Origin of the sequence: Blastococcus sp. MG754426, assembly GCF_021699055.1 — a bacterium.
Lineage (GTDB): Bacteria > Actinomycetota > Actinomycetes > Mycobacteriales > Geodermatophilaceae > Blastococcus.
Genome location: NZ_SSXC01000015.1, coordinates 37,852 through 61,558 on the forward strand (window position 1 = coordinate 37,852; position 23,707 = coordinate 61,558).

The window sequence follows — 23,707 nt, forward strand, 5'->3', positions numbered from 1 at the left end:
CCCCGGTCAACCGCGCACGGGGCGGACCCGCACGCGCACGTCCAGCGCCTGCGCGTCCTGCGGCGTCACCACCAGCGGGTTGACGTCGATCTCGGCGACCTCCGGCAGCGCGTCGGCCAGCCAGGCGACCTGCCGCAGGCACCTGGCGACCGCATCGGCGGCCAGCGTCCGCCCGTGCACGGTGGCGAACAGGCCGGTGCCCGCCAGCATCTCCGCGACGTCCGCCTCGCCGACCGGCGCCAGGCGGTGCACGCGGTGGCCGAGCGCGTCGGTGGCCCGGCCGCCGGGCCCGAGCACCACCACGGCACCGGCCGCCTCGTCGTGCACCGCGCCGACCAGGAACTCGTCCCCGGCGGGCACGACCGGCTGCACCACCGCACCCAGCCAGTCCCCCGCGGCGCGGCGCTGCCACGCCGCGACGATCCCGGCCACGTCCCCGGCGGCCACGGGCAGCCGGAGCAGGCCGGCATCCGCCTTGTGCACCGCACCCCGGACCACGCCCTTGACCGCCACCGGCCCGGCGAGCCCGGTGGCCGCGGCCGCCGCCTCCTCCGGCCCCTCCGCCCACGAGGTCGGGACCACGCGCAGCCCCGCCGCGTCGCACAGCGCGGCGACCTCGTCCGGGAGGAGCCAGTCGCCCTCCGGCGCCCGGGCGAGCGCGGCCCGCACCACGGCCCGCGCGGCCACGACGTCGCCCGACGCCGGGGGGACCGCCCCGCGCGGACGGCCCAGCCACGCGGCGCGCCGCCACGCCACCCCGAGCGCCCGGGCAGCGACGGCGGGCTCGGTGACCGAGGTCAGGAACCGGCTCCCGCCGGGGAGGGGCAGGGCGCACGCGACGCCGTCCCCGGCCAGGCGCACGTCGACCACGGGTGCGGGGTCGACCGCGGCGGCCAGCACGGCGGGCACGGCCGGGCCGGGATCGCTCACGGCCGTGGGGACGGTCACGGTGACGACCGCCCCGACGCGGGGGTCGCCGGTCAGCACGCGGAGCGCGGCGGCGAACTCCGACCGCGTGACCGCCGCGCCGGCGTCCACGGGGTTGACGGTGCTCGCCAGCGGCGGGAGCAGTGCGGCGAGCCGCGCCCGCAGGTCGTCGGGCAGCGGCTCCAGCGGCAACCCCTCGGCGGCGCACGCGTCCGCCGCCAGCACTCCCCCGCCACCGACGTTCGTGAGCACCACGACCGTCCCGGTGCGGGGCAGCGGCTGCCCCCGCAGCAGCCCGACCGCGGCCGTCAGCGTCGACAGGTCCGCCACCGGCTGGATGCCGGCCGCGGCGTAGGCGGCCTCGCGGACGGCGTGCGGCGACGCCGACCGGGCGGTGTGGGACGCGGCGGCCCGCGCACCCGCGGTGGAGGTGGCCGACTCGAGCGCGAGCACGGGCACCCGGCGGGCCAGGTGCTCCGCGGTGCGGACCAGCCCCCGGAGGTCGGGCTCGGACTCCGCGTAGAGGACGACGACCCGGGTGGCCGGGTCCTGGTCCAGCCAGGCCAGCACGTCCCGGGCCCCGGCGTCGTGGGCGTCGCCGATCGCGGCCATCGCCGACAGCCCCAGCCCGAGCCGCTGGAGGGCGGCGGCCACCGCGATGACGACCCCGCCGGACTGCGCCACCAGGCCGACGTCGCCCACCGGGACGGCCTGGCCGGCGAAGGTCACGTCGAGGTGGGCCGGCGGGCCGGGCGAGGCCACGCCGACGCTGTTGGGCCCCACCATCCGCATGCCGTACCGGTCGGCCAGCTCCCGGACCCGGCCACCGAGCCCCGGGACGCCGGGGAAGCCCCCGGAGAGCACCACCAGCGCCCGCACGCCGGCCTCGCCGCACTCGGCGACGACCTCCTCGATGCCGGCCGCCGGCACCGCCAGGACGGCGAGGTCGACGGGTGCCGGGACGTCGCGCACCGACGCCCGGCAGGGGTAGCCCTCGATCTCGTCCGCGTGCGGGTTGACCGCGTGCACCGGCCCCGGGAAGCCCGCCGCCCGGAGGCTGCGGAGGACCGCGCGGCCCACCGAGCGCTCGCCGCGGCCGGCGCCCACGACCGCGATCCCCCGCGGCCGGAACACCGGGTCCAGGCCGGCCGCCGCGGCCGTCCGGAAGCGGTCCTCGGCGGCCGTGCGGTAGCGGTCACCGGGGTCCAGGACGATCTCGACGGCGGTCCCGGTGCCCTCGCGCGTCGTCGCCATCGGCATGCCCAGGCCGGTGAGCACCTGCATCATCGGGCCGTTCTCGGCCAGCACGTAGGCCTGCAGCCGCCGCACCCCCCAGCGCAGCGCGACGGCGGCGACCTCCTCGAGCAGTGCCGTGGCCACGCCCTCGTGCCGCTGCGCGGGGTCCACCACCGCCGCCACCTCGGCCAGGTCGCCGCCGGCCGGGAGCAGCTGGACGGCGCCCACCAGCCGGCCCCGGACCCGCGCCCCCAGGGTCAGCGCGCCGCCGTCGGGGTCGAGCGTGCGGACCACGTACCCCTCGAGGTCCCCGGGGTGCAGGGTGGCGAAGCGCAGGTAGCGGTCGCGGTCGGGCAGCCGCCGGTGCAGGTCCAGCAGCTCCGCGGCGTCCCGCGGCCCCAGCGCGGTCAGGACGGCCGGCACCCCCGACCGGAGCAGCACGCGTGCGGGCCGCGCCGGCACCTGCCGGGCCGCCACGGCACCGGGCGTCGTCCCGCTCACCGCACCTCCCCGCAGCCGGGTGCCCGGCGGGCGTCCACCACGGCACGCTGCCGGAACCGCCCGCCGCCGGGACAGGGACCTCCGGCCCCCTCGGCCGGGACGTCCGCAGCGCTGCCGGGCCGCGAGCCGGCGGGCGACCCGGACGGCACCCGAGCTCCGTCGCCGTGGCCACCGGGGCGCCCGCGGTGGCGCCCGATGTACGAACTGTGCTTCACTCTTCTCGCGGAGGGGAGTACCCCCCAGCACCTCGTCGTCAGTACGGGTCCCCGTGGGTCCCGGCGAGGTGGGCCCCGGCAGGGGCCGGGAGAGACCTCCGGTTGGCCCCACCGACCGGAGGAGAAGCGCTCGTGGACGTCCCCCTGTGGCTCTGGGCCGCCGTGCTCGGCCTGGTGCTCGGCATGCTCGCCGTCGACCTGTTCGCCCACCGCCGTGCCCACGTCATCGGGGTGCGGGAGGCGGCCGCCTGGTCGGCCGTGTGGGTGGCGATCGGCGTCGGCTTCGGCGCCTGGGTGTGGTGGTCCTACGGGGCCGAGCTCGGGCAGCAGTACTACGCCGGCTACCTGATCGAGAAGTCGCTGGCCGTGGACAACGTGTTCGTCTGGGCCATCCTCTTCACCTACTTCGCCGTCCCCCGGGAGTACCAGCACCGGGTGCTGTTCCTGGGCGTGGTGGGCGCGCTGGTGTTCCGCGGGCTGTTCATCGCCGGCGGCTCGGTGCTGATCGCCAGCTTCGGCTGGGTGCTGTACGTCTTCGCCGCGTTCCTGCTGCTGACCGGCTACCGGATGCTCCGCCAGCGCAACGACCACCTCGACCCGGACCGGTCCCGCGTCCTCCGGCTGTTCCGCCGCTGGGTGCCGATGACCGACGTGTACCACGGGCAGCGGTTCCTGGTCCGACGCGGCGGGAAGCTGCTCGCCACCCCGCTGCTGGCGGTGCTCGTGCTGGTCGAGGTCACCGACGTCCTCTTCGCCGTCGACTCGATCCCGGCGATCTTCGCGGTCACCGACGAGCCCTTCCTCGTCTTCACGGCCAACGCCTTCGCCGTCCTCGGGCTGCGGGCCATGTACTTCCTGCTCGCCGACCTCATCCACCGCTTCGTGTACCTGAAGACCGGGCTGGCGCTGGTGCTGGTGTGGGTCGGCATCAAGATGCTGCTCAAGATCGACGTCTTCTACATCCCGACGACGATCAGCCTCGCCGTGGTCGCGACGATCATCGGCACCTCGGTCTGGCTGAGCCTCCGCGCCACCCGGGGTCAGGGGCGGCAGGCCCTGCCGGCGCCGGCCGACCCCCCGTTCGCGGTCGCGACCCCGGAGGAGGACGCCGTGCTCGAACCGGTGTGGCGCCGTCGCCCGGTTGCGGCGGAGCGGGGTCGCACCGACGACCAGGTGCGCACCTGAGGGCCCCGGGACCTCGGTCCCGGGGCCCGGGGCCGTCGGGCGGTGCCGGGGACGGTCCGGTCGCCGTAGCGTCGGCCCCGCCCGGACGCCCTCGCGGCGTCACCCCTGCCGGCAGCGCCCCTGAGGAACCCATGCTCACCTCCACGTCAGCGGGTCGCGGCACCGTCCCGCACGGCCGGCCCCCGCGGCCCTTCCGCCGGAGGGTCGCCGCGAGCGGCCTGCCGCAGGGCCCGCCCACCCCGGGCACCGTCTCCGAGGCCGATCTCGCCCCGCTGCCCCCGGCGGCCGCGCGGTACCTGCGGGCGATGGGGGTGCTCGGGCGGCCCCGGACGTGGTCCCTCCGGGCGCACCTGGTCGGCCGGTTCCGGCTCCGTCCCGGCGGGCCGTGGCTGCCGCTGGACGCCTGGCAGTACAACTCCGCCGTCGACGTCGCCCGCCTGTTCCGGATGCGTCTGCTCGTGGGGGGCGTGGTCCCGATGTGGGGGTGGGACACCTACCAGGACGGCGCCGGGCGCATGCTCGGCAAGGCCCTCGGTGTGGTGACCGTCGCCGACGGCTCCGGGCCGGAGTTCGACGTCGGCGAGCTGACCACCTGGCTCGACGACGCGGTCCTGCTCGCGCCGGCGATGCTCGTCCACCCGCGGACGAGGTGGGAGGACGCCGGGGAGGACGGCTTCTCCGTCGCGGTGACCGACGCCGGGCGGACCGTGCGGGCGACCGTGCTCCTCGACGACGACGCCCGGCCGCGGGACGTCCGCAGCGACGACCGCTGGGCGGACCTGCCGGGCGGGCCGGTGCGCACCACGTGGAGCACGCCGGTCGACGGCTGGCGCGTCGTGGACGGGATACCGCGGATGACCGGTGGGGCCGCCGTGTGGCACCTCCCGGACGGGCCGTACCGCTACGCCGAGCTCCGGGTCGCCGACCTCGCGTGGGACCTCCCGCCCGGCCGGTGACCTCAGCCGCCGAGCAGCTCCACCACCTGCCGGTGGATCTCCAGGTCCTCCCGGGCGGTGACCACCACCGTCCGCGCCGCCGCTCCGTCGGCGCTGACGTCGGCGTCGGTGGCGGCGACCTCGTTGCGGCCGGGGTCCAGCGCCAGCCCCAGGAAGGGCAGCGCGCCGGCGACGGCGGCCCGCACCCGGGGTGCGTGCTCTCCCACCCCGCCGGTCATCACCAGCAGGTCCAACCCGCCCGCGGCCGCCGTCATCGCCGCGACCTCGCGCACCAGCCGGTGCAGGTAGACGTCGAGGGCGAGCACGCAGTCGGCGTCGCCCGCGGCCACCCCGTCCAGCACCTCCCGCAGGTCGCCGGAGGTGCCGGACAGGCCCTTGAGGCCCGCGTGGTGCTCGAGCACGTCGGAGAGCTCCGGCACCGGGACGCCGCCGTGCTCCAGCAGCCACAGCACGAGCCCGGGGTCCAGCGTGCCCGGGCGGGTGTTCATGACCAGGCCGGCCAGCGGGGTGAAGCCCATGGTGGTGTCGACCGAGCGCCCGCCCCGCACGGCGGCCAGCGAGCCACCCGCGCCCAGGTGGCAGGAGACGATCCGCAGCTCCTCGACGGGGCGCCCGACCAGCTCGGCGCCGCGCCGCACGGCCCAGGCGTGGGAGAGCCCGTGGAAGCCGTACCGGCGCAGCTGGTAGCGCTCGTTCCACTCCCGCGGCACCGCGTACGTGGCCGCCGCCGGCGGCAGGGTGGCGTGGAAGGTCGTGTCGAAGCAGGCCACCGCCGGCACGCCGGGGAGCAGCTCCCCGGCCGCCCGCACGCCCGCGAGCGCACGCGGGTTGTGCAGCGGGGCGAGGTGGCTGATCGACCACAGGTAGGGCACCAGCACGTCGTCCACCACCGCCGGGCCGGAGTGCCGCGGGCCGCCGTGCACCACGCGGTGCCCGACGGCGTCCACCGGGCCGCACCCGGCGAGGAACTCCGTCAGCGGCGCCAGGTCGCCCTCGCCCCGCCAGCCCTCCACCGTCGTCCCCGCCGCCACCGTCCCGTCGTCGTCGACGACCGCGAGCTTCAGGCTGCTCGACCCCGCGTTGACGACGAGGACCCTCACGCCTCCGGCTCCCGCAGGGGCGAGGCGCCCCCCGTGACGGGCCCCGCCCCGGCGCCCCACTGCCAGCGGCGCACCTCCGGCAGGTCCTCCCCGTGGGTGCGCACGTACCGCCGGTGCTCGATCAGCGTGTCCCGCAGCCGGTCGCGGGCGTGCGCGCCCACGTCGCGCAGCCGGGGGACCCGGTCGATGACGTCGATCGCCAGGTCGAACCGGTCGATCCGGTTCATCACGCACATGTCGAACGGGGTGGTCGTCGTCCCCTCCTCCACGTAGCCACGCACGTGCAGGTTCTCGTGGTTGGCCCGCCGGTAGGTCAGCCGGTGGATCAGCCAGGGGTAGCCGTGGTAGGCGAAGATCACCGGCTTGTCCGTCGTGAAGTAGGAGTCGAATTCGCGGTCGGAGAGGCCGTGCGGGTGCTCCCGGTCGTCCTGGAGCCGCATGAGGTCGACGACGTTGACCACGCGCATCCGCAGGTCGGGGAAGAGGCCGCGGAGGATCTCGACGGCCGCGAGCGTCTCCATGGTCGGCACGTCGCCGGCGCAGGCCAGGACGACGTCGGGCGCGGTGCCCGCGTCGGTGCTCGCCCACTGCCAGATGCCGATGCCCTTGGTGCAGTGCTCGACGGCGGCGTCCATGTCCAGGTACTGCAGCGCCGGCTGCTTCCCGGCCACCACCACGTTGACGTACTGCCGGCTGCGCAGGCAGTGGTCGGCGACCGACAGCAGGGTGTTGGCGTCCGGGGGCAGGTACACCCGCACGACCTCGGCCTTCTTGTTGACCACGTGGTCGATGAAGCCCGGGTCCTGGTGGGAGAACCCGTTGTGGTCCTGGCGCCACACGTGCGAGGTGAGCAGGTAGTTCAGCGAGGCGATCGGCCGCCGCCACGGGATGCCGTTGGTCGTCTTCAGCCACTTGGCGTGCTGGTTGACCATCGAGTCCACGATGTGGACGAACGCCTCGTAGCAGGAGAAGAACCCGTGCCGGCCGGTGAGCAGGTACCCCTCCAGCCACCCCTGGCAGGTGTGCTCGGAGAGGATCTCCATGACCCGGCCGTCGGGGGCGAGGTGGTCGTCGTCGGGGTGGCGCTCCGCGACCCAGGTGCGGTCGGTCGCCTCGAGCACCGCGCCCAGCCGGTTCGAGTTGTTCTCGTCGGGCGAGAAGACGCGGAAGGTGGACCCGTTCCGCCGCATCACGTCGCGCAGGAACGTGCCCAGCACGCGGGTGGCCTCCACCGCCCCGGTCCCGGGCTCGGGGACGTCGACGGCGTAGTCGCGGAAGTCGGGCAGCCGCAGCGGTTGCAGCAGCGCCCCGCCGTTGGCGTGCGGCGTCGCGCTCATCCGCCGCTCCCCCACCGGGTGCAGGTCGCGGACGGCGGGCACCGGGGTGCCGTCGGCGTCGAAGAGCTCCTCGGGGCGGTAGCTGCGCAGCCACTCCTCCAGCACCCGGCGGTGCCCGTCGTCGCCCCGCGCGTCGGCGAACGGGACCTGGTGCGACCGCCAGGAGCCCTCGACGCGGACGCCGTCGACCTCGGCCGGGCCGGTCCAGCCCTTCGGGGAGCGCAGCACGACCACCGGCCAGCGCGGGCGGGTGGCGTCGCCCTCCTGGCGGGCCCGGCGCCGGATCTCGGCGATCTCGTCGAGGCACTCGTCCAGCACCGCGGCGAACTGCTGGTGCATCACCGCGGGGTCGTCGCCGGCCACCAGCCGCGGGGCGTGGCCGTAGCCCCGCAGCAGCTCCAGCAGCTCCTCGTCACCGATGCGGGCGAGCACCGTCGGGTTGGCGATCTTGTAGCCGTTGAGGTGCAGGATCGGCAGCACCGCGCCGTCGCGGGCGGGGTCGAGGAACTTGTTCGAGTGCCAGCTGGTGGCCAGCGGGCCGGTCTCGGCCTCGCCGTCGCCGACGACCGCCGCCACGACGAGGTCGGGGTTGTCGAACGCCGCCCCGTAGGCGTGGGAGAGGACGTACCCGAGCTCCCCACCCTCGTGGATCGAGCCCGGGGTCTCCGGCGCCACGTGGCTGGGGATGCCGCCCGGGAAGGAGAACTGGGTGAACAGCCGGCGCATCCCCGCCTCGTCCTGCGAGACGTCGGGGTAGATCTCGCTGTAGGTGCCCTCCAGCCACGCCGCCGCGACCGGGCCGGGGCCGCCGTGCCCCGGCCCCATCAGGTACATCATCGAGAGGTCGCGCGCCCGGATGACCCGGTTGAGGTGCGCGTACACGAAGTTCAGGCCCGGGGTGGTGCCCCAGTGCCCGAGCAGCCGCGGCTTCACGTGCTCCGGCCGCAGCGGCTCGCGCAGCAGCGGGTTGCCCATCAGGTAGATCTGGCCCACGGAGAGGTAGTTCGCCGCCCGCCACCAGGCGTCCAGCGCCTGCAGCTCGTCGTCGGTCAGGGGTCCTGCCGGGCCCGCACCGGGCCGCTCGTCCACCGAGATCGCCACCCGTCGCACGCTAACGGCCCGGCGGGGCGGGGGCGAGGGCTCGGCGGCTCCCGCCGCGGTCGGGGATCATCGGACCTCCGGCGGGTCACCCGGCCGCCGGCCCCCAGCAGATCGCGAGCCAGCATGCCCGAGACGTCGACCGCCGCCCCCACCGAGCCGGGGACCAACTGGGCGGGCAACGTCGCCTACCGGGCCGCGCGGCTGCACCGCCCGGCGAGCCTGGCCGAGCTGCAGGCGGTCGTGGCCGGCAGCGAGCGGGTCAAGGCGCTGGGCTCCCGCCACTGCTTCAACGACATCGCCGACACCCCGGCCGACCTGGTGGCCCTCGACCGGCTGCCCGGCGAGGTCGAGCTGGAGCCCGCCCCGGACGGCGAGGGTGGTACGGCCTGGGTCCCCGGTGGTGCGCGCTACAGCGACGTGGTGCCCCGCCTGGCCGAGCACGGCTCCGCGCTGCACAACCTCGCCTCCCTGCCGCACATCACCGTCGCGGGCGCCACGGCCACCGGGACGCACGGCTCGGGCAACCGGAACGGCTCGCTCAGCACCGCCGTCGTCGGCCTGGAGCTGGTCCGCGCCGACGGCGAGCTGGTGCGGCTGTCGCCCGGGGACCCCGGCTTCGCCGGCGCGGTGGTCCACCTCGGCGCGCTCGGCGTGGTCACCCGGGTCGCCCTGCGGTACCAGCCCACCTTCCGGGTGCGCACCGACGTCTTCGTCGGGCTGACCTGGGAGCGGCTGTTCGCAGACCTCGACGCCGTCGCCGACGCCGCCTACAGCGTCAGCGTGTTCACCGACTGGCGCGAGGTGACCCAGGTGTGGGTCAAGGCCCGCACGGACGAGCCCGGCGTCGTGCCGGAGGAGTTCTTCGGGGCCCGCGCCGCGACGGAACCCACCCACATGCTCCCGGGCACCCCGGTCGAGAACCTCACCGACCAGCTGGGGCTGCCCGGTGAGTGGCACGAGCGGCTGCCGCACTTCCGCGCCGAGTTCACGCCGAGCAGCGGCGAGGAGCTGCAGACCGAGTACTTCGTCCCGCGGCGGCACGGGCGCGCCGCGTGCGAGGCGCTGCGCGCGCTCGCGCACCGGATCACGCCGCTGCTTCAGGTGAGCGAGCTGCGCACGGTGGCGGCCGACGAGCTGTGGCTGAGCCCGGCGTACGGCCAGGACGTGCTGGCGCTGCACTTCACCTGGCGGCCCGAGGAGGAGCGGGTGCGCGCGCTGCTGCCCGCGATCGAGGCGGCGCTGCGCCCGTACGGCGCCCGCCCGCACTGGGGCAAGCTCTTCACCACCGGCGCCGACGAGCTCGCCGCCCTCTACCCGCGGATGGGCGAGTTCCGCCGGCTCGTCCGCCGCTTCGACCCCCGGGGGGCCTTCCGCAACGACTACCTGGACCGGACGGTCGCCGCCTTCGGCTGACCGGCCGGGTCAGCCGGTGGCCGCGTGCCGCACGACGCCGAGGTGGTGGGCGGCGGTCTCGGCCAGGGAGGCGGCGTCGACGGCCGCCGTCACCACGGTGGCGCCCTCGGCGGCGAAGCCGGCCGCCTCCTCGCCGCTGCGCGCGTGCACCCCCACGGGCACCCCCGCCGCCCGCGCCCGGGCGATGATCGAGGAGAGCACCGCGCGGAGCTCGTCCCGCTGCTCCTCGCCGGTCAGCTCCAGCGAGAGGGCCAGGTCCGCCGGCCCGACGTACAGCCCGTCCAGCCCCGGCACCTCGAGGACGGCGTCGAGGTCGGCGAGCATCGACGCCGCCTCCACCATCACCAGCAGGAGCGGCTCGTCCGCTCCCCCGGAGAGCCGGCCGATCGACCGTCCGCCCGCGGGCGCGTACCGGCAGGCGGCGACGATCTCGCGGGCGTGCCCGGCGTCGCGCACGTTGGGCACGACGAGGCCCCGGGCGCCGAGGTCCAGCGGCCGCCCGAGGTCGGGGAACAGCGAGCTGCGGGTGCGCACCAGCGGCACGGACCCCGCCGCCGTGATCGCCGCGCAGGTGCCCGGGAGGTCGGCCTCCGCGGTGGCGCCGTGCTGGAGGTCGACGACGACGTAGTCGGCGCCGGTCCGGGCCAGCACCTCACCGGTCACCGCCCCGGGCAGCAGGCTCCACAGCCCGTGGCAGGGCCGGCCCTCCGACCACCGTCGCCGCAGCTCCGCCTCGCCCGCCATCCGGCTCCTCCTCCGTCGTCATCCCTGGACCGGTCCGATCCTGCGCGAACGGCCCGCCGCCCGCGACCGAGGGGGCGGGCGCCCCCGCGGGCAGGGTCCAGCCGCACCGGTCGACGAAGAGCCGCGTGCCCCTGCGGCCCGACCCGCCCGGGCGCGGCTCGACCCGCCGGCGGACCGTAGCGCGCCGGCCGCGGGTCAGGCGGGCGGCACCTCGGCGCCGCGCGGCAGCCGGCCCATCAGGAAGAACTCGGGGTTCGGCGTGATCGCCGCGAAGTGCGCGAGCCGGTTGGAGAGCGCGAAGAACGACGTGATCATGCCGACGTCCCACACGTCGTCCTCGGTGAGCCCGTGCTCGGTGAGGGCGGCCAGGTCCGCGGCGGTGACCGAGGCCGGGTCGGCCGCCAGCCGGGTGGCCACCGCGAGGACGGCGTGCATGCGCGGCGACAGCGGGGCCTTGCGCCAGTCCACGGCGACGTGGTCGGCGATGTGCGGGTCCTTGGTGCGGATGCGGGCCACCGCACCGTGCGCGACGACGCAGTAGAGGCAGTCGTTGCCGGCGCTGGTCGCCACCACGATCAGCTCGCGGTCGGCCTTGGACAGCCCCGGGGTCTCCTTGTCCATGAGCGCGTCGTGCATCGCGAAGAACGCCCGCGCCTCGTCCGGCCGCCAGGCCAGCGCGGCGAAGACGTTGGGCAGGAAGCCGGACCTCTCCCGGACCTCCGCGTAGCGCTCGGCGAGGTCCGGGGGCAGCTCGTCGGCGGGGCGGAGGGGGAAGCGGCTGATCGGCGTCTCGGTCACCGGTCCACCCTGGCAGCGCGCGGCGCCGCCGTCACCCCGCGGTGGTGACGGCGGCCAGCACCGCGGGGTAGGCCGCCTCGGCGGCCGCCCGGAGCTCCGCGTCGGTGCGGTCCTGCACCGGGTGGGGGACGAGCACGCACGGCGCCGGGAAGCCCAGCGCGGTGCCCTGCGCGCGGGCCGCCTCGGCGAACGCCTCGCTGGCGAGGAACACCCCGACGACGCCGCGGCGCTCGAGGTCGGCGATGTCGTGCACACTGCACGACGTGCAGGAGCCCTAATCGGCCAGCGCCTCGATGACCACCTCGCACTGCTCGGCGATCTCGTGCCGCAGGTCCACCGGGGCGGTCCGGGCGAAGGTCGGCTTGCGGTAGCGCCGCACGACCGCGCCGTCCGCGGCGAGCAGCTCGGCCAGCCGGTCCAGGACGACGTCGCCGCGTGCCTTGCTGATGTCGAGCAGCCCGACGCTCCGGCCGCGCAGCGAGGCCGGGCGGGGCAGCGGCTCGCGGGCGGCCGCCTGCCGCTCGCCGGTCGGGTCCAGGACCGTTCTCATGCGCGCACCTCTCTCGTCACCGGGGCGCTCCCGGTCTGACCGGCCACCCAGCCTCCCACGATCGCGCTGAACAACCCGGCGTCGCCGCCGGCGTGCGCGACCAGCAGACCACCGGGCCGGAACTTCGGCAGCTCCGCCCCCGCCAGGCCGGCGGGCACCCCCTCGGCCATGCCGCCCGCCCCGCGCACCAGCTCCGCGCCGGGCAGGGTCAGCAGCTCCTCCAGCTCGGCCAGCAGGCGGGCCCGGTCCCACCCCGCCTCGCGGAACACCCGGCCGTGCTCGGGTGAGACCACGAGCATCGCGTCGAAGGCCATCGGCAGCTTGGGGTGGGCGTTGACGCGCAGGCAGGCGGCGAAGGTCCGCGCCAGCGACGCCGGGTCGCGGCTGAGCTGGTCGACCACCGGCTGAACGCCCGACCCCGCGAACACGGTCACCGCGTCGCCGGGCACCCCGCGGTCGGCGGCCAGCGGCGGGAACGGGCTGTCGTGCTCGCGCTCGGCGAAGCAGAAGGTGAACTTGCCGGGGTTGCCCAGGGTCGCCCGGTCCACCTCGCCGGGGCGCCCGCCGCCGACGTTGCGGACCACCAGCTGCAGCGCCCGGCCGATCGTGGCGTTGGCGCGGTTGCCCTGCCCCAGGGCGTTGACCCCGCCGTTCATGCCGATCCGCGCGGCGACCGGCCCGTTGACCACCACCACCGGCCCGGCGAAGTACGTCGTCGCCAGCAGCCCGTGCAGCGCGAACTCCTCGGCGGCGGCCGCCTCCAGGGCGGCCAGCACCACCGGCAGGTGCTCGGGCAGGCACCCGGCCATGACGGCGTTGACGGCCACCTTCTCGACGGTGCACTCGACCAGATCGGGCGGGACGACGGCGACCACCTCGCCCGGGTCGCGGGTGGTGCCGCGCAGCATCCGCAGCACCCGCTCCGGCGTCGGCGGCACCACGGGCAGCCCGTCGGTCCAGCCCCGGTCGAACAGCGCCTCGTGCTCGTCCTCGAGCTCGGCGAGCTCGATCCGCCGGCTGACCAGCCCGGTGCCGCCGTACCGCGCCTCCAGTGCGTCGATGCGGAACGGGTCCACCGACAGCGAGCCGCAGCCCGGCCGGTGCTCGGGCAGCCCCTCCCCCAGGTCGGCGACGCCGGTGAGCTCGGCCCACTGCTCCCGGCTCCACCCGACCACCCGGGCGGTCTCGGCGCCGTCGACCACCCGCAGCAGCGTCGGGACGGTCTCGATGCCCAGCCGGTAGGAGAGCTCCAGCTCGGTGTCGTCGCCGTCGAACCACCCGGCGTCGTCCTGGCACCACACGGCGGCGCCGAGCCGCCGCAGCACCGGCTCCACGAGCACGCAGGTGGGGCAGTCGCGCTTGACCACGGCCACGAGACCGTCCGGGAGCTGCACGGCGCGACCGTACCCACCCCGCCCGCCGGCCGTGACGGCGGTCACCGCGGCGCGTCCCGGTGCGGCGGCCCCGGCCGGGACGGCCCCGGCCGGCCCGGGGGCCCGTTCAGCCGGCCCGGGGGCCGAACCGCATCAGGCGGACGGCCTCCGGCAGCGCGGCGAGCCCCGCCAGCAGGTGCGCGGGCAACGGGGCGCTGACGTCGGTGACCGCGTACCCGTACTCCCCGCGCGTGGCCAGCACCTGGGCGTCGACGTTGAGCCCGTGCTCGCCGACGAGGGCGTCGACCCGCGCCAGGACGCCGGGCACGTTGCGGTGCAGCAGGGCGAAGCGGTCGGTCGAGGAGCCGTGCAGGACGACCGTGGGCAGGTTGACGCTCAGCGTCGTCGTCCCCGTGGCGGTGTAGTCGACGAGCTTGCCGGCCACGAACCGCCCGATGTCGTGCTGCGCCTCCTGGGTCGAGCCGCCGATGTGCGGGGTGAGGATGACGTTGGGCAGGCCGCGCAGCACCGAGGTGAACTCGTCGCCCTGCTCCCGGGGCTCGTGCGGGAACACGTCGACCGCCGCCCCGGCGATGTGGCCGCTCAGGATGCTGTCGCGCAGCGCCTCGTGGTCCAGGACGAACCCGCGCGAGAGGTTGAGGAAGATGCTGCGCGGGCGCATCCTGGCGAACTGCTCGGCGCCGAACAGCCCGGCGTTCCCGGCGCGCCCGTCCACGTGCAGCGTGACGGTCTCCGCCCGCTCGAGCAGCTCCTCCAGGCTGTCGCAGCGCTGGGCGTTGCCGAGCGCCAGCTTGTCCTCGAGGTCGTAGAAGATCACCCGCATGCCCAGCGCCTCGGCGAGCACCGACAGCTGGCTGCCGATGTTGCCGTAGCCGATGATGCCGAGCGTCCGCCCGCGGATCTCGTGGCTGCCGGCGGCCGACTTGTCCCAGGTGCCGGCGTGCAGGGAGCGGTCCCGGTCGACCAGCCGCCGGGCCAGGATGATGATCTCGGCGATCGCCATCTCCACCACGCTGCGGGTGTTCGAGAACGGCGCGTTGAACACCGCCACGCCCGCGGCCGCGGCCGCGGTCAGGTCGATCTGGTTCGTGCCGATGCAGAAGGCGCCCACCGCCTGCAGGTCGGGGCGGCTGCGCAGCACCTCCGCGGTCACCTGGGTCTTCGACCGGATGCCGAGCAGGTCCACCCCGTCGAGCGCGGCGACGAGGTCCGCCTCGTCCAGCGCCCCGCGGAGGGACTGGACCTCGTAGCCGGCGGCACCGAGGATCTCGGTCGCGACCGGGTCGATGTTCTCCAGCAGCAGAGCTCTGGGCACGTCCAGGACCTCCTCGACCGTGGGACCGCCGGCCGGTGCACCGGCGCGTCGCCGGGCGTGCGCGACGCCGACCAGTATCCCGGCGGCGCCGGAGCGCCCTGCGACGGGTCCTGCTGCGCCCGGCGCCCGGCGCTGGTCTACTTCCCGGGCGGCCGCACCGGGCGGTCGCGGAGGGAGGCGGTGCGACGTGTGGGCCCACCGGCTGAGCGGACCGTTCGCCTTCGAGCGGGTGGAGGTGGCCGCCCCGCGCGCGGAGGACCTGGCCGCCGGTCAGGTGCTGCTCGCCACGCGGGCGGGTGGCATCTGCGGCAGCGACCTGCCCTTCTTCAAGGGCGCCCCCTTCCTGCACGCCCCGAACCCCGCGGACCGGGCGGCCACGCCGGCGCCCGGCTTCCCCCTGCACGAGGTGGTCGGCGAGGTGGTCGCCAGCCGGCACCCGGACCACTCCCCCGGCGACCTGGTCGTCGGCTGGGCGGCCGCCTTCGACGGGATCGCCGAGCTGGTGGTCACCGACGGCGAGGGGCTGGCCGGCTACGACACCGCGCTGCCGCCCACGACCGCCGTCATGCTGCAGCCGCTGGCGTGCGTCCTCTACGCCGCCGAGCAGCTGGGCGACGTGCGCGGGCGGTCGGTGGGCGTCGTCGGGCAGGGGCCCATCGGGCTGCTGTTCAGCCACGTGCTCAAGCAGCGCGGCGCCCGCCGCGTCATCGGGGTCGACCGGGTGGACCGCAGCGCCGCGGCCGGCGTCTTCGGGGTGGACGAGACCGTCACCGCGAGCTCGAGCCGCTGGGCCGCGACGCTCCCGGACACCGACCGGCCGTCCGTCGTCGTCGAGGCGGTCGGCCACCAGGTGACGACGCTGCAGGACTGCCTGACCGCCGTGGCGCCCGGGGGCGACGTCCTCTACTTCGGGATCCCCGACGACCCGGTCTACCCGCTGGACATGATCACGTTCCTGCGGAAGAACCTCACGCTGCGCGCCGGGGTCACGCTGGAGCGGGCGCGCGTGCTGCGGGACGCGGGCGCCTACCTCGCCGAGCACCCCGGCCTGCGCGACGTCTACGTCAGCGACGTCCACCCCGTCGACGACGTCACCGCCGCCTTCTCCGCCGCGATCCAGCCGCGGGCGGGCCAGTACAAGGTCGTGCTCGAGACGGCCTGACCGGGGGCGCCGGTCAGCCGTCCCTGTGCGACTCGCCCGGGTCCCGGTGCGAGCGCCCGGCGAGCCACCTCTGCCACTCCGCCCGCTCGCCGGCTCCCGGCGCGGCGGAGAGCGCGATCACCGCGACCACCGCCAGGACCGCCACCGCGAGGACGACGGCCGCCACGACCTCCCACTGGAACAGCGGGGGGACGGTCAGGTTGCCGGGGACCGGCGCGGGGCTGGGCGGTGCCATGCGGCACGGTGTGCCCCGCGCCGCAGGCCCGGGAACCCCCGCCGCCGGCGGCTCACCCGAGCGGGCGACGTCACGCAGCGCGACGGGTCCCGGGGCCCCCGACCGGTCCGGGTGCGCACCCCACCCGGGCGGGTGAGCGGCCCCCACCTCGGCGGGCGGACCCCCGTCCGCCCGCCCTAGCGTCGGCCCGATGCGAGCCGGACACGCACGGGAGGAGGCCGCCGGATGAGCACCGCGACCCGGCTCGATGGCCCTGCCGAGGCCACCGACGGCGCCCCGCGCCCGCACCCGAACGTCTCCGGCGACCTGCCGACGCTGTTCCGGGCGGCGCCGATGTTCCGCCGGGCACTGGCCGGCTACGACCGCTTCCAGGTCGACACCTACGTCCAGTGGGCGGAGGACGAGCTGGCGACGGCGGAGCGCGAGCGGGAGCACCTGCTGGACCGCTGCCTGCAGACCCGGACCGCCCTGGACGAGGCGCACCGGCTGCTCGACCACTCCGCGGGCGGCGGTGAGCTGCTGCGGCTCTCCGGGCGGATCGGCTCGATGCTCGCCGCCGCGGCCGACGAGGCGCAGGGCATGACCGCCGAGGCCGAGCAGCTCCGCGCGGCTGCCCGGGCCGAGGCCGAGGAGCTGCGCGCCCGCGCCGCCGACGAGCTGGCCCGCGCCCGCGCCGGCGCCCGCGAGACCGCGGCCGCCGCCACCGCCCGGGCCGGGATGCTGCTCACCGTCGTGGGACGCACCCTCGACGCCGCCGAGCAGATCCGCGCCGACGCGGTCGCCGAGGCCGAGCGCCGCGGAGCCGAGGCGCACGAGGTGGAGCAGCGCGCGGCCGAGCGGGCGGCCCGGTTCGCGGAGGAGGCCGCCGCCGAGGTGGCCCGCGGCCGGCTGCAGGGCCACGCGGAGGTCCTCCGCGTGCTGGAGGCCGGCCGGGAGCAGCGGCGCCGGGCGGACGCCGAAGCGGCAGCCCACCGCGAGCGCCTGGACCGGGAGGCCGCCGACCGGCGGGCGGCCCTGCTCGCGGAGGTCGCCGCCCTCGAGCACCGCCGGGCCGAGCTCGCCGCGGAGGTCGAGCGCGCGGCCCGCACCGTGCCGCCCCGGGCCGACGACCCGGCGGCCGGGACGAGCGGCCGGTTCCGCGACCGCGTCCGCCGCCTCCGGTCCCCGCGGGCGGGCACCGCCTAGCCTCGAGGCGTGGCCTTCACCGTCCCGGACGCGCACCTGCTGGCGCTGGCCGCGCACGAGGGCCAGGTGGACCGGGACGGCCACGACCACTACCTCGCCGTGCTGCGGCCGCTGGCCGAGATGCTGCGCCCGCACGGTCCCGAGGCCGAGATGGCCGGGGTGCTGCGCGACGTGCTGGCCCTCACCCGGGACCACCCCGATCCCGCGCGGCGCTACGACGTCGGCCGGCTGCGTTCCCTGGACGTGCCCGAGGTGGTCGTCGCCGCGGTCGACGCGGTGACCCCGCGGCCCGGCGAGCCCTACATGGGCGGCTCGGTCCGCCGGGCCGCCGCCGACCCCCTGGGCCGGCTGGTCATGCTCGTCGGCAACGCGCTCGACCTCGCCGCCAGCGAGGCGCTGGCCGGCACCGACCCCGACAAGGCGCGCACCCTCCGCGAGGGGCGGTACCGGCCGGCCCGCCGGATCCTGCTCGCCGCCGAGGCCGCCGACCGCCTGCACGGCCGGCGCATCCTCGTCTGAGCCCGGCCCACCGCCCGTCAGCCGGGAGGTCCGGACCCGTCCGGCCGGAAGGTGGCCAGGGCGGTGGCGAGCATGGCGTAGTACCCGACCAGCCAGACCAGCGCCGCCAGCGCCTCGACGCCCAGGACCGACGCGGCCTCGGCGTAGCCGTCGTCGTCCAGCTCGCCGCCGTCGAGCAGCCGCCACGTCGTCGCGACGACGACCTCCTCGGCCGGGTCCAGGCCCTCGGGCACCCGGCCGTCCAGCAGGGCCTGCAGCTGGGCGGTGGCGATGCCGGCGGCGCGGGCGGCCTGCTCGTGCGCCAGCCACTCGAAGTGCGACCGGCGCCGTGCCGCGACGGCGAGGATCGCCAGCTCCCGCGCCCGCGGGCCCAGCAGCTGCTCCCCCCGCAGCGCCGCGCCCACCGCCTGCACCGCCGAGCCGATCCCGGGCGCCAGCAGCATGGCGGCGAACGGCCCCAGCAGCCGGCCGGCGTCGTCGGTGATCGGGACGACCGACGCCTGGGCCTGCCGGGGGCCCTGCGTGATCTCGGCGTGCAGCCGGGCGCGCTCGCCGTCGAGCGCCGCGGGGTGCAGCAACGGGATGCGGGCCGGCCCGCGGGGCACCGGCCGGCCGGTCAGGTCCTCGGACACGGCACCCTCCTGTCGCGGCACGGGATCCTGAGCCTAGGGGCCGCGGCTACGCGGCGGGACGCAGCAGGGCCGCGACCTCCGGCCGGGCCGCGTGCGCGCCGGCGGCGAGGAACGACCGCGAGACCACGTCGTCGAGCCGCGCGCGCGACATCATGTCGTTCCCCATCACCTCCTGCTCCTCCGGGCCGGGCGTGAAGACGACGGTGCGCACCCCCTCGGCCTCCAGCGCCCGCACCTCCCGGCGCAGCAGCCGGTCGGCGTACCGGCGCGCCGCGGGGAACACGCCGGGGCGCCAGCCGGTGGGCCCGCTCATCGGGGCGACGACGACCACGACGTCGAGCCCCTGCCCGCGCAGGACAGCGGCGTTGGTCGGCGAGTGGGCGCCGCCGTCGACGTAGGCGTGCCGGCCGATGGGCACGGGCGCGAAGTACCCCGGCACCGCGCAGGAGGCGCCGATCGCCCGGTGCAGCGGCGCCGGCGGCGCGCCCGGCCGGCCGAACACGACCCGGCGGCCGTCCCGGCGGCGGACGGCGGTGATCCACAGGTCGCGCGCGGGCCAGCCCGGGCCCTCCAGCTCGCGCAGCGCCGACAGCTGCTCGAGGACGTCGTGCCGGCCGGGCGCCATGAGCGCCATGCCGGCGGCCAGCGGCCGGAACAGCAGCGGGCGGGTGAGAGCACGCCGCACCATCTGCGGACCGGGCGGCCGCAGCGGGCGGCGCAGCAGCTCCCACGGCCGGAAGGGGGCCAGCTCCGGCAGGGGTGTCTCGGTGATCTGCCGCAGCACCTCACCGTCGTCCGACAGCGGCGCCCTGACCGTCCAGGCCGCGAGGTCCTCGGGTGAGACACCCAGCCGCAGCAGCGCGCCGGTGATCGAGCCGGCCGAGGTGCCGACGACCACGTCGGCGGACCGGGCGTCGAAGCCGACGTCGTGCTGCAGGACGGCCAGCACGCCGGAGTGGTAGGCCTGCCCGACCACCCCTCCGCCGCCCAGCACCAGGCCGACCCGGGTCACGGTCCCGAGCCTGCCACGGCTCCACCGGGCGAGCAGGTCGTGAACGGGCGCGGAGGGGGCGGCGCCGGAGCCGGCCGCGGCGGGCGCACCGCCGCGCCGCCACCGGGGATCAGTGCAGGGCGGCGTCGGGCGGGCCGGTGACCCACCGCCGGAAGCGGACGACGAGACCCGCCCGGGTGGGGGCGCAGCAGTACGGCCCGGCGGCGACCGGCACGCCCTCCGGGAAGGGGCAGAGGCGCACCAGCCGGAACGGCTCGTCGTCGACCCGGGCCCGGACCGTCACCGCGTCCCCGGCCCGGCTGGCCCGCACGGTCACCCGGCGCCCCGCCCAGCCGGGCACCGGGGCCACCGACCAGTCCGAGCGCCCCAGCGTGACGACGGCGCCGACCTGGGGCGACCCGTCGGAGACCTCGACGCCGGCCTTGATCCAGGTCTCCGCACCGGCCCGGAGCACCAGCCCGGCCTGGTCGAACTCGCCGTCCCAGCCCAGGTCGAAGGTCACCTCGACCGCGCCCGGCGACGGCAGCGGCGCCAGCAGCGCGTGCGCGTCGTCGTGGACGAAACCGTAGGAGGTGTGCCGCCACGCGTCGCTGCCCTCCACGGCGGTGACCAGCAGGTCGGGGCCGTCCTCCTGCACGGCGGCCGGCGGAGCCGTCCAGGTGCCGGCGCTCCACGGCTGCCGGCGCAGCCCGTCGTCCGCCATGACCCGGGACGGTGGCCGCGCCGCCTACTCGAAGTACCGCCGCGGGGTGTCGACGAGCATCTGCCGGAGCTGCTCCTCGGTCATCCCGCGCTCGCGCAGCATCGGCAGCACGTCCTTGCTGATGTGGGTGTAGTTCCAGTTCGGCTGGACCTGCCGGAAGGCGGCCCGGGCCGCCGGGTCGGGGAAGTAGTCGATGAAGCAGCTGGCGTCGTGGGCGAGCACCATCCGGTCTGCGTAGCCGCGCTCGGCCAGGGCCACGATCGTGTCGACCCGCGAGGACGTGGGGTTGTAGATGTCCAGGCCGAAGCGGTCCATGCCGAGCAGGCAGCCGGCCTCGGCGAGCTCGCTGAGGTAGTCCAGGTCGTTGCTGTCGCCGGCGTGGCCGATGACGACCTTGGTGAGGTCGACGCCCTCCTCGCCGAACACCTGCACGGCGAGCCGTCCGGCCTCGTTGAGCGAGGACGTGTGCACGGTGATCGGCGCGCCGGTCTCCCGGTGCGTGGCGGCGACGGCGCGCACCGTGCGCTCGACGCCGGGCGTGAGCCCCTTGGCCTCGATCACGCACTTGAGGAACGCCGCCTTCACGCCCGTGTCGGCGATGCCGTCGCGGATGTCGCGGGTGAAGTCGTCGACCATCGGGTCGGTCGGCAGATCCAACGCCAGGCCGGGGCCGCGGTGCTCGTACTGGTGCGGGATCTCGTCGTAGGTGTAGAGGCCGGTGGCCACGATGATGTTGATGTCGGTCTGCTCGGCGACCCGCTGCACCCGCGGTATGTAGCGCCCCAGACCCCAGACCGTGGGGTCGACGATCGTGTCGATGCCGAGCGCCTTGAGCTCGTCGAGCTGGCTCACCGCGTCGGCGACCCGCTCGTCCTCGTCCCACCAGTCGCCGGTGCCGTAGTTCTGCACGTGCTCGGTGGAGAGGACGAAGACGTGCTCGTGCATGAGGGTGGCGCCGAGGTCGGCGGTGTCGATCGGGCCACGGACGGTCTCGACGGTGGGCACTGCGGGGCCTCCAAGGGTGGGATTCTTCCGGTCGGTCGGCCACCCTTCGGGGTCCCGCGCCGAGCGTGCGTGGCGTGGGGGGAAGGGTGGTCTTCTCTCAGCGGACGGCCTGCCAGTCGGTCTGCTCGCGCAGCGGCGGCTTGAGCACCTTGCCGCCGGGGTTCCGCGGCAGGGGGTCGCTGCGCACCGCGACGAACTGCGGCACCTTGAAGTCCGCGAGCCGGTCGCGCGCGAAGGCGAGCAGGTCCGCCGGGTCCAGGTCGCGGCCGGGCAGCGGGACGACGACGGCGCCGACCTTCTCACCCATCATCGGATCGGGTACGCCGACGACCGCCACCTCCCCGACGGCGGGGTGGGCGGCCAGGGCGTTCTCCACCTCGACGCAGTACACGTTCTCGCCGCCGCGGTTGATCATGTCCTTCTTGCGGTCGACGACGTGGACGAGGCCCTCGTCGTCGATGCGCGCCAGGTCGCCGCTGTGCAGCCAGCCGTCGACGAAGGTCTCCGCCGTCTGCTCGGGCTTGCGCCAGTACCCGGCCACCACGTTGGGGCCCCGGATGAGCAGCTCCCCCACGCCGGTGGCCGGGTCCGGCTCCGCCACCTGCAGGTCGACGACGGGCGCGGCGAACCCGACGGAGTCGGCGTGCTCGGCGGCGTACTCGTCGGGCAGGTAGGTCGAGACCGAGGAGGTCTCGGTGAGCCCGAAGCCGTTGCCCACCCGGGCGGTCGGGAAGGCCGCCTTGATCCGGTGCACCAGGTCGGGGGCGATGGGCGCGCCGCCGTAGCTGACCGCGCGCACCGAGGAGGTGTCGATGTCGGCGAAGCCCGGCTGCTGCAGCGCGAGCCAGTAGATGGCCGGCACCGTCGTCAGCACCGAGATGCGCTCCTCCTCGATCGCCCGCAGGAAGGCGCCGACCTCGAACGCCGGCATGACCACCGCCCGCCCGGCGACCGCGGTGACCACCAGCAGCTGGGAGTTGCACCCGGTGACGTGGAACAGCGGCACCGAGATCAGCGTCGACAGCCGCTCGTCGCGCGGCAGGGCCAGGCAGCGCAGGCAGGTCTCGACGTTGGACAGGAAGTTCTCGTGGGTGGTCATCGCACCCTTGGGGAAGCCGGTCGTGCCGCTGGTGTAGAAGATGCCGGCCAGGTCGGTGTGCCCCTGGTCGGTCACCGCCAGCGGCTCGCCGTCCGGCAGGGGTGCGCCGGGCTCGACGACGACGGCGGCGCCCGAGTCCTCGACGACGTAGCGCACCTCGGGCTCGGCGAACCGGGTGTTCACCGGGACGACGACGGCGCCGGCGAGCAGCGTCCCCCAGAAGACCAGCACCCAGTCGGTGCCGTTGCCCAGCCGGTTGGCGACCCGGTCCCCCGGCTGGACGCCGGCCGCCCGCAGCCCGCCGGCCACCCGCGCCGCCCGGTCCCACAGCTGCCGGTAGGTGAGCCGCTCCCCGCCGAGCTCGGCCAGCGCCTCGGCGTCCGGGTGCGCGTCGACGGCGGACCGGAGCAGGTGCACCAGGTTCTGCGGCAGCCCGGTGTAGCGCCGGATGCCGTCCGGCCCCACCTCCGTGCCGCTCCGGTCGAAGGGGCTGGGCATCCACGACCTCCCGCTACCGGCCGCTGACCTCGTCGTCCGCGGCGTCCCGGCAGTCTGTCGGTGGGCGGCCGCCGTGTCCACCAGCGGCTCCGCGCCGGTGCCGGGTCAACCCAGCAGCGGGCGCAGGTTCTCCGTCCAGACGTCCCAGCCGAGCCGGCCGATGAGCGCCGTGACGACGACGAGGAAGACGACGCGGATGAAGCCGCTCCCCCGTGTCGTCGCCGTCCGGGAGCCCAGGTAACCGCCGAGCATGTTGGCCCCACCCATGAGGAGGCCCAGCCCCCAGAACACCGCGCCGATCGGGGCGAAGAACAGCAGCGCCCCCAGGTTCGTCGCGACGTTGACGATCTTGGCCTTCGCGCTGGCGTTCAGGAAGTCGTAGCCGAGCAGCGACACCATCGCGAACACCAGGAAGGAGCCGGTGCCGGGACCGAGGATGCCGTCGTAGAAGCCGATGCCCGCCCCGAGCGCGCCGGCGACGCCGTGGTGCCGCCGCCCGGTGTGCCGCAGCGCCGTGACCTCGCCCAGCGACGGCCGCAGCAGGGTGAACGCCGCGATGGCGACGAGCGCGACGACGATGACCGGTTTGAACACCGCCGCCGGCAGCGCCGCCGCGACCGAGGCCCCGGCGAAGCTGCCCGCCAGCGCCACCACGGCCATCGGGAGGGCGGTGCGCAGGTCGGGGCGGACCCGCCGCTGGAAGGTGATCGCGCTGGTCGTGGTGCCGAAGATCGACGACAGCTTGTTGGTGGCCAGCGCCTCCACCGGGCTGACCCCCGGCACGAGCAGCAGCGCGGGCAGCTGCACCAGCCCGCCACCGCCGACGACGGCGTCGATCCACCCGGCGGTCAGCGCGGCCACCAGCAGGAGCAGCAGGACGCTGCC

Annotated in this window: 20 protein-coding genes and 1 pseudogene; 6 read left to right on the top strand and 15 right to left on the bottom strand. The window is 76.2% G+C overall.

The features are described 5' to 3' along the window. Positions 1-6: 6 nt before the first annotated feature. The gene (locus tag E9549_RS07805) at positions 7-2,664 is read right to left on the bottom strand and encodes a GNAT family N-acetyltransferase (protein ID WP_236825971.1); all 2,658 of its coding nucleotides are present in this window, start codon (positions 2,662-2,664) and stop codon (positions 7-9) included. A gap of 347 nt (positions 2,665-3,011) precedes the next feature. Here E9549_RS07805 and E9549_RS07810 point away from each other — a divergent pair, with 347 nt between their 5' ends. Then, a complete protein-coding gene (locus E9549_RS07810; RefSeq protein ID WP_236825972.1) occupies positions 3,012-4,064 on the top strand; it encodes a TerC family protein in 1,053 nt (350 codons plus the stop codon). A gap of 131 nt (positions 4,065-4,195) precedes the next feature. Continuing rightward, positions 4,196-5,020 carry a DUF6544 family protein gene (locus tag E9549_RS07815; RefSeq protein WP_236825973.1) on the top strand — a complete coding sequence of 275 codons (825 nt, stop codon included), beginning with the start codon at positions 4,196-4,198 and terminating at the stop codon, positions 5,018-5,020. A 2-nt stretch (positions 5,021-5,022) separates the two neighbouring features. Here the strand turns inward: E9549_RS07815 and E9549_RS07820 are convergent, their stop codons facing one another. Together E9549_RS07820 and E9549_RS07825 are read right to left on the bottom strand one after the other, a co-directional pair. Continuing rightward, positions 5,023-6,120, bottom strand: a complete 1,098-nt coding sequence (locus tag E9549_RS07820) for an acetate/propionate family kinase (RefSeq protein ID WP_236825974.1) — start codon at positions 6,118-6,120, stop codon at positions 5,023-5,025. Beyond that, a complete protein-coding gene (locus tag E9549_RS07825) occupies positions 6,117-8,558 on the bottom strand; it encodes a phosphoketolase (protein ID WP_236825975.1) in 2,442 nt (813 codons plus the stop codon). Before E9549_RS07825 ends, E9549_RS07820 begins: the two co-directional genes overlap by 4 nt. A gap of 123 nt (positions 8,559-8,681) precedes the next feature. Here E9549_RS07825 and E9549_RS07830 point away from each other — a divergent pair, with 123 nt between their 5' ends. After that, entirely contained in the window at positions 8,682-9,971 is a 1,290-nt protein-coding gene (locus E9549_RS07830; RefSeq protein WP_236825976.1) for a D-arabinono-1,4-lactone oxidase, read from the top strand. Between the two features lie 9 nt (positions 9,972-9,980). Here the strand turns inward: E9549_RS07830 and E9549_RS07835 are convergent, their stop codons facing one another. The 5 genes and pseudogenes from E9549_RS07835 to serA all read right to left on the bottom strand — a co-directional run bounded on the left by E9549_RS07835 (position 9,981) and on the right by serA (position 14,772). Continuing rightward, a complete protein-coding gene (locus E9549_RS07835; protein WP_236825977.1) occupies positions 9,981-10,715 on the bottom strand; it encodes an HpcH/HpaI aldolase/citrate lyase family protein in 735 nt (244 codons plus the stop codon). A gap of 195 nt (positions 10,716-10,910) precedes the next feature. Then, a complete protein-coding gene (locus E9549_RS07840; protein ID WP_236825978.1) occupies positions 10,911-11,513 on the bottom strand; it encodes a peroxidase-related enzyme in 603 nt (200 codons plus the stop codon). A 31-nt stretch (positions 11,514-11,544) separates the two neighbouring features. After that, positions 11,545-12,063 (bottom strand): annotated as a pseudogene (locus E9549_RS23780) (UGSC family (seleno)protein). Beyond that, positions 12,060-13,457 (bottom strand): thioredoxin family protein, encoded by a 1,398-nt coding sequence (locus E9549_RS07855; RefSeq protein WP_236825981.1) that lies wholly within the window; start codon positions 13,455-13,457, stop codon positions 12,060-12,062. The pseudogene E9549_RS23780 and the gene E9549_RS07855 overlap by 4 nt, the downstream one beginning before the upstream one ends. Before the next feature lie 106 nt (positions 13,458-13,563). After that, complete coding sequence (serA, locus tag E9549_RS07860; RefSeq protein ID WP_236825982.1) at positions 13,564-14,772, bottom strand: phosphoglycerate dehydrogenase; 1,209 nt, start codon at positions 14,770-14,772, stop codon at positions 13,564-13,566. Between the two features lie 187 nt (positions 14,773-14,959). Here serA and E9549_RS07865 point away from each other — a divergent pair, with 187 nt between their 5' ends. Then, positions 14,960-15,934, top strand: coding sequence for a zinc-binding dehydrogenase (locus tag E9549_RS07865; RefSeq protein WP_236825983.1), 975 nt, complete (start codon positions 14,960-14,962; stop codon positions 15,932-15,934). Positions 15,935-15,947: 13 nt separating this feature from the next. Here E9549_RS07865 and E9549_RS07870 read toward each other — a convergent pair whose 3' ends face one another. Further along, the gene (locus tag E9549_RS07870) at positions 15,948-16,169 is read right to left on the bottom strand and encodes a hypothetical protein (protein ID WP_236825984.1); all 222 of its coding nucleotides are present in this window, start codon (positions 16,167-16,169) and stop codon (positions 15,948-15,950) included. 225 nt (positions 16,170-16,394) lie between these two features. Between E9549_RS07870 and E9549_RS07875 the strand changes: the two genes are divergently transcribed. Together E9549_RS07875 and E9549_RS07880 are read left to right on the top strand one after the other, a co-directional pair. Then, the gene (locus E9549_RS07875; protein WP_236825985.1) at positions 16,395-17,354 is read left to right on the top strand and encodes a hypothetical protein; all 960 of its coding nucleotides are present in this window, start codon (positions 16,395-16,397) and stop codon (positions 17,352-17,354) included. Between the two features lie 9 nt (positions 17,355-17,363). Then, positions 17,364-17,873: a phosphohydrolase gene (locus tag E9549_RS07880; RefSeq protein ID WP_236825986.1), complete on the top strand. Its 510-nt coding sequence runs from the start codon at positions 17,364-17,366 to the stop codon at positions 17,871-17,873. Between the two features lie 17 nt (positions 17,874-17,890). Here the strand turns inward: E9549_RS07880 and E9549_RS07885 are convergent, their stop codons facing one another. From E9549_RS07885 to E9549_RS07910, 6 genes are all read right to left on the bottom strand, one after another. After that, on the bottom strand, positions 17,891-18,505 hold the full coding sequence (locus E9549_RS07885; protein ID WP_236825987.1) for a carboxymuconolactone decarboxylase family protein: 615 nt from the start codon (positions 18,503-18,505) through the stop codon (positions 17,891-17,893). Positions 18,506-18,551: 46 nt separating this feature from the next. Beyond that, positions 18,552-19,517, bottom strand: a complete 966-nt coding sequence (locus E9549_RS07890) for a patatin-like phospholipase family protein (protein WP_236825988.1) — start codon at positions 19,515-19,517, stop codon at positions 18,552-18,554. Positions 19,518-19,626: 109 nt separating this feature from the next. Further along, a complete protein-coding gene (locus tag E9549_RS07895; RefSeq protein ID WP_236825989.1) occupies positions 19,627-20,220 on the bottom strand; it encodes a DUF1349 domain-containing protein in 594 nt (197 codons plus the stop codon). Positions 20,221-20,244: 24 nt separating this feature from the next. Continuing rightward, the gene (locus tag E9549_RS07900) at positions 20,245-21,225 is read right to left on the bottom strand and encodes a phosphotriesterase (RefSeq protein ID WP_236825990.1); all 981 of its coding nucleotides are present in this window, start codon (positions 21,223-21,225) and stop codon (positions 20,245-20,247) included. Positions 21,226-21,322: 97 nt separating this feature from the next. Further along, entirely contained in the window at positions 21,323-22,822 is a 1,500-nt protein-coding gene (locus E9549_RS07905) for a class I adenylate-forming enzyme family protein (protein WP_236825991.1), read from the bottom strand. A gap of 105 nt (positions 22,823-22,927) precedes the next feature. After that, positions 22,928-23,707 (bottom strand): TSUP family transporter (locus E9549_RS07910; protein WP_374201698.1); only part of this gene is annotated, 780 nt, incomplete at its 5' end.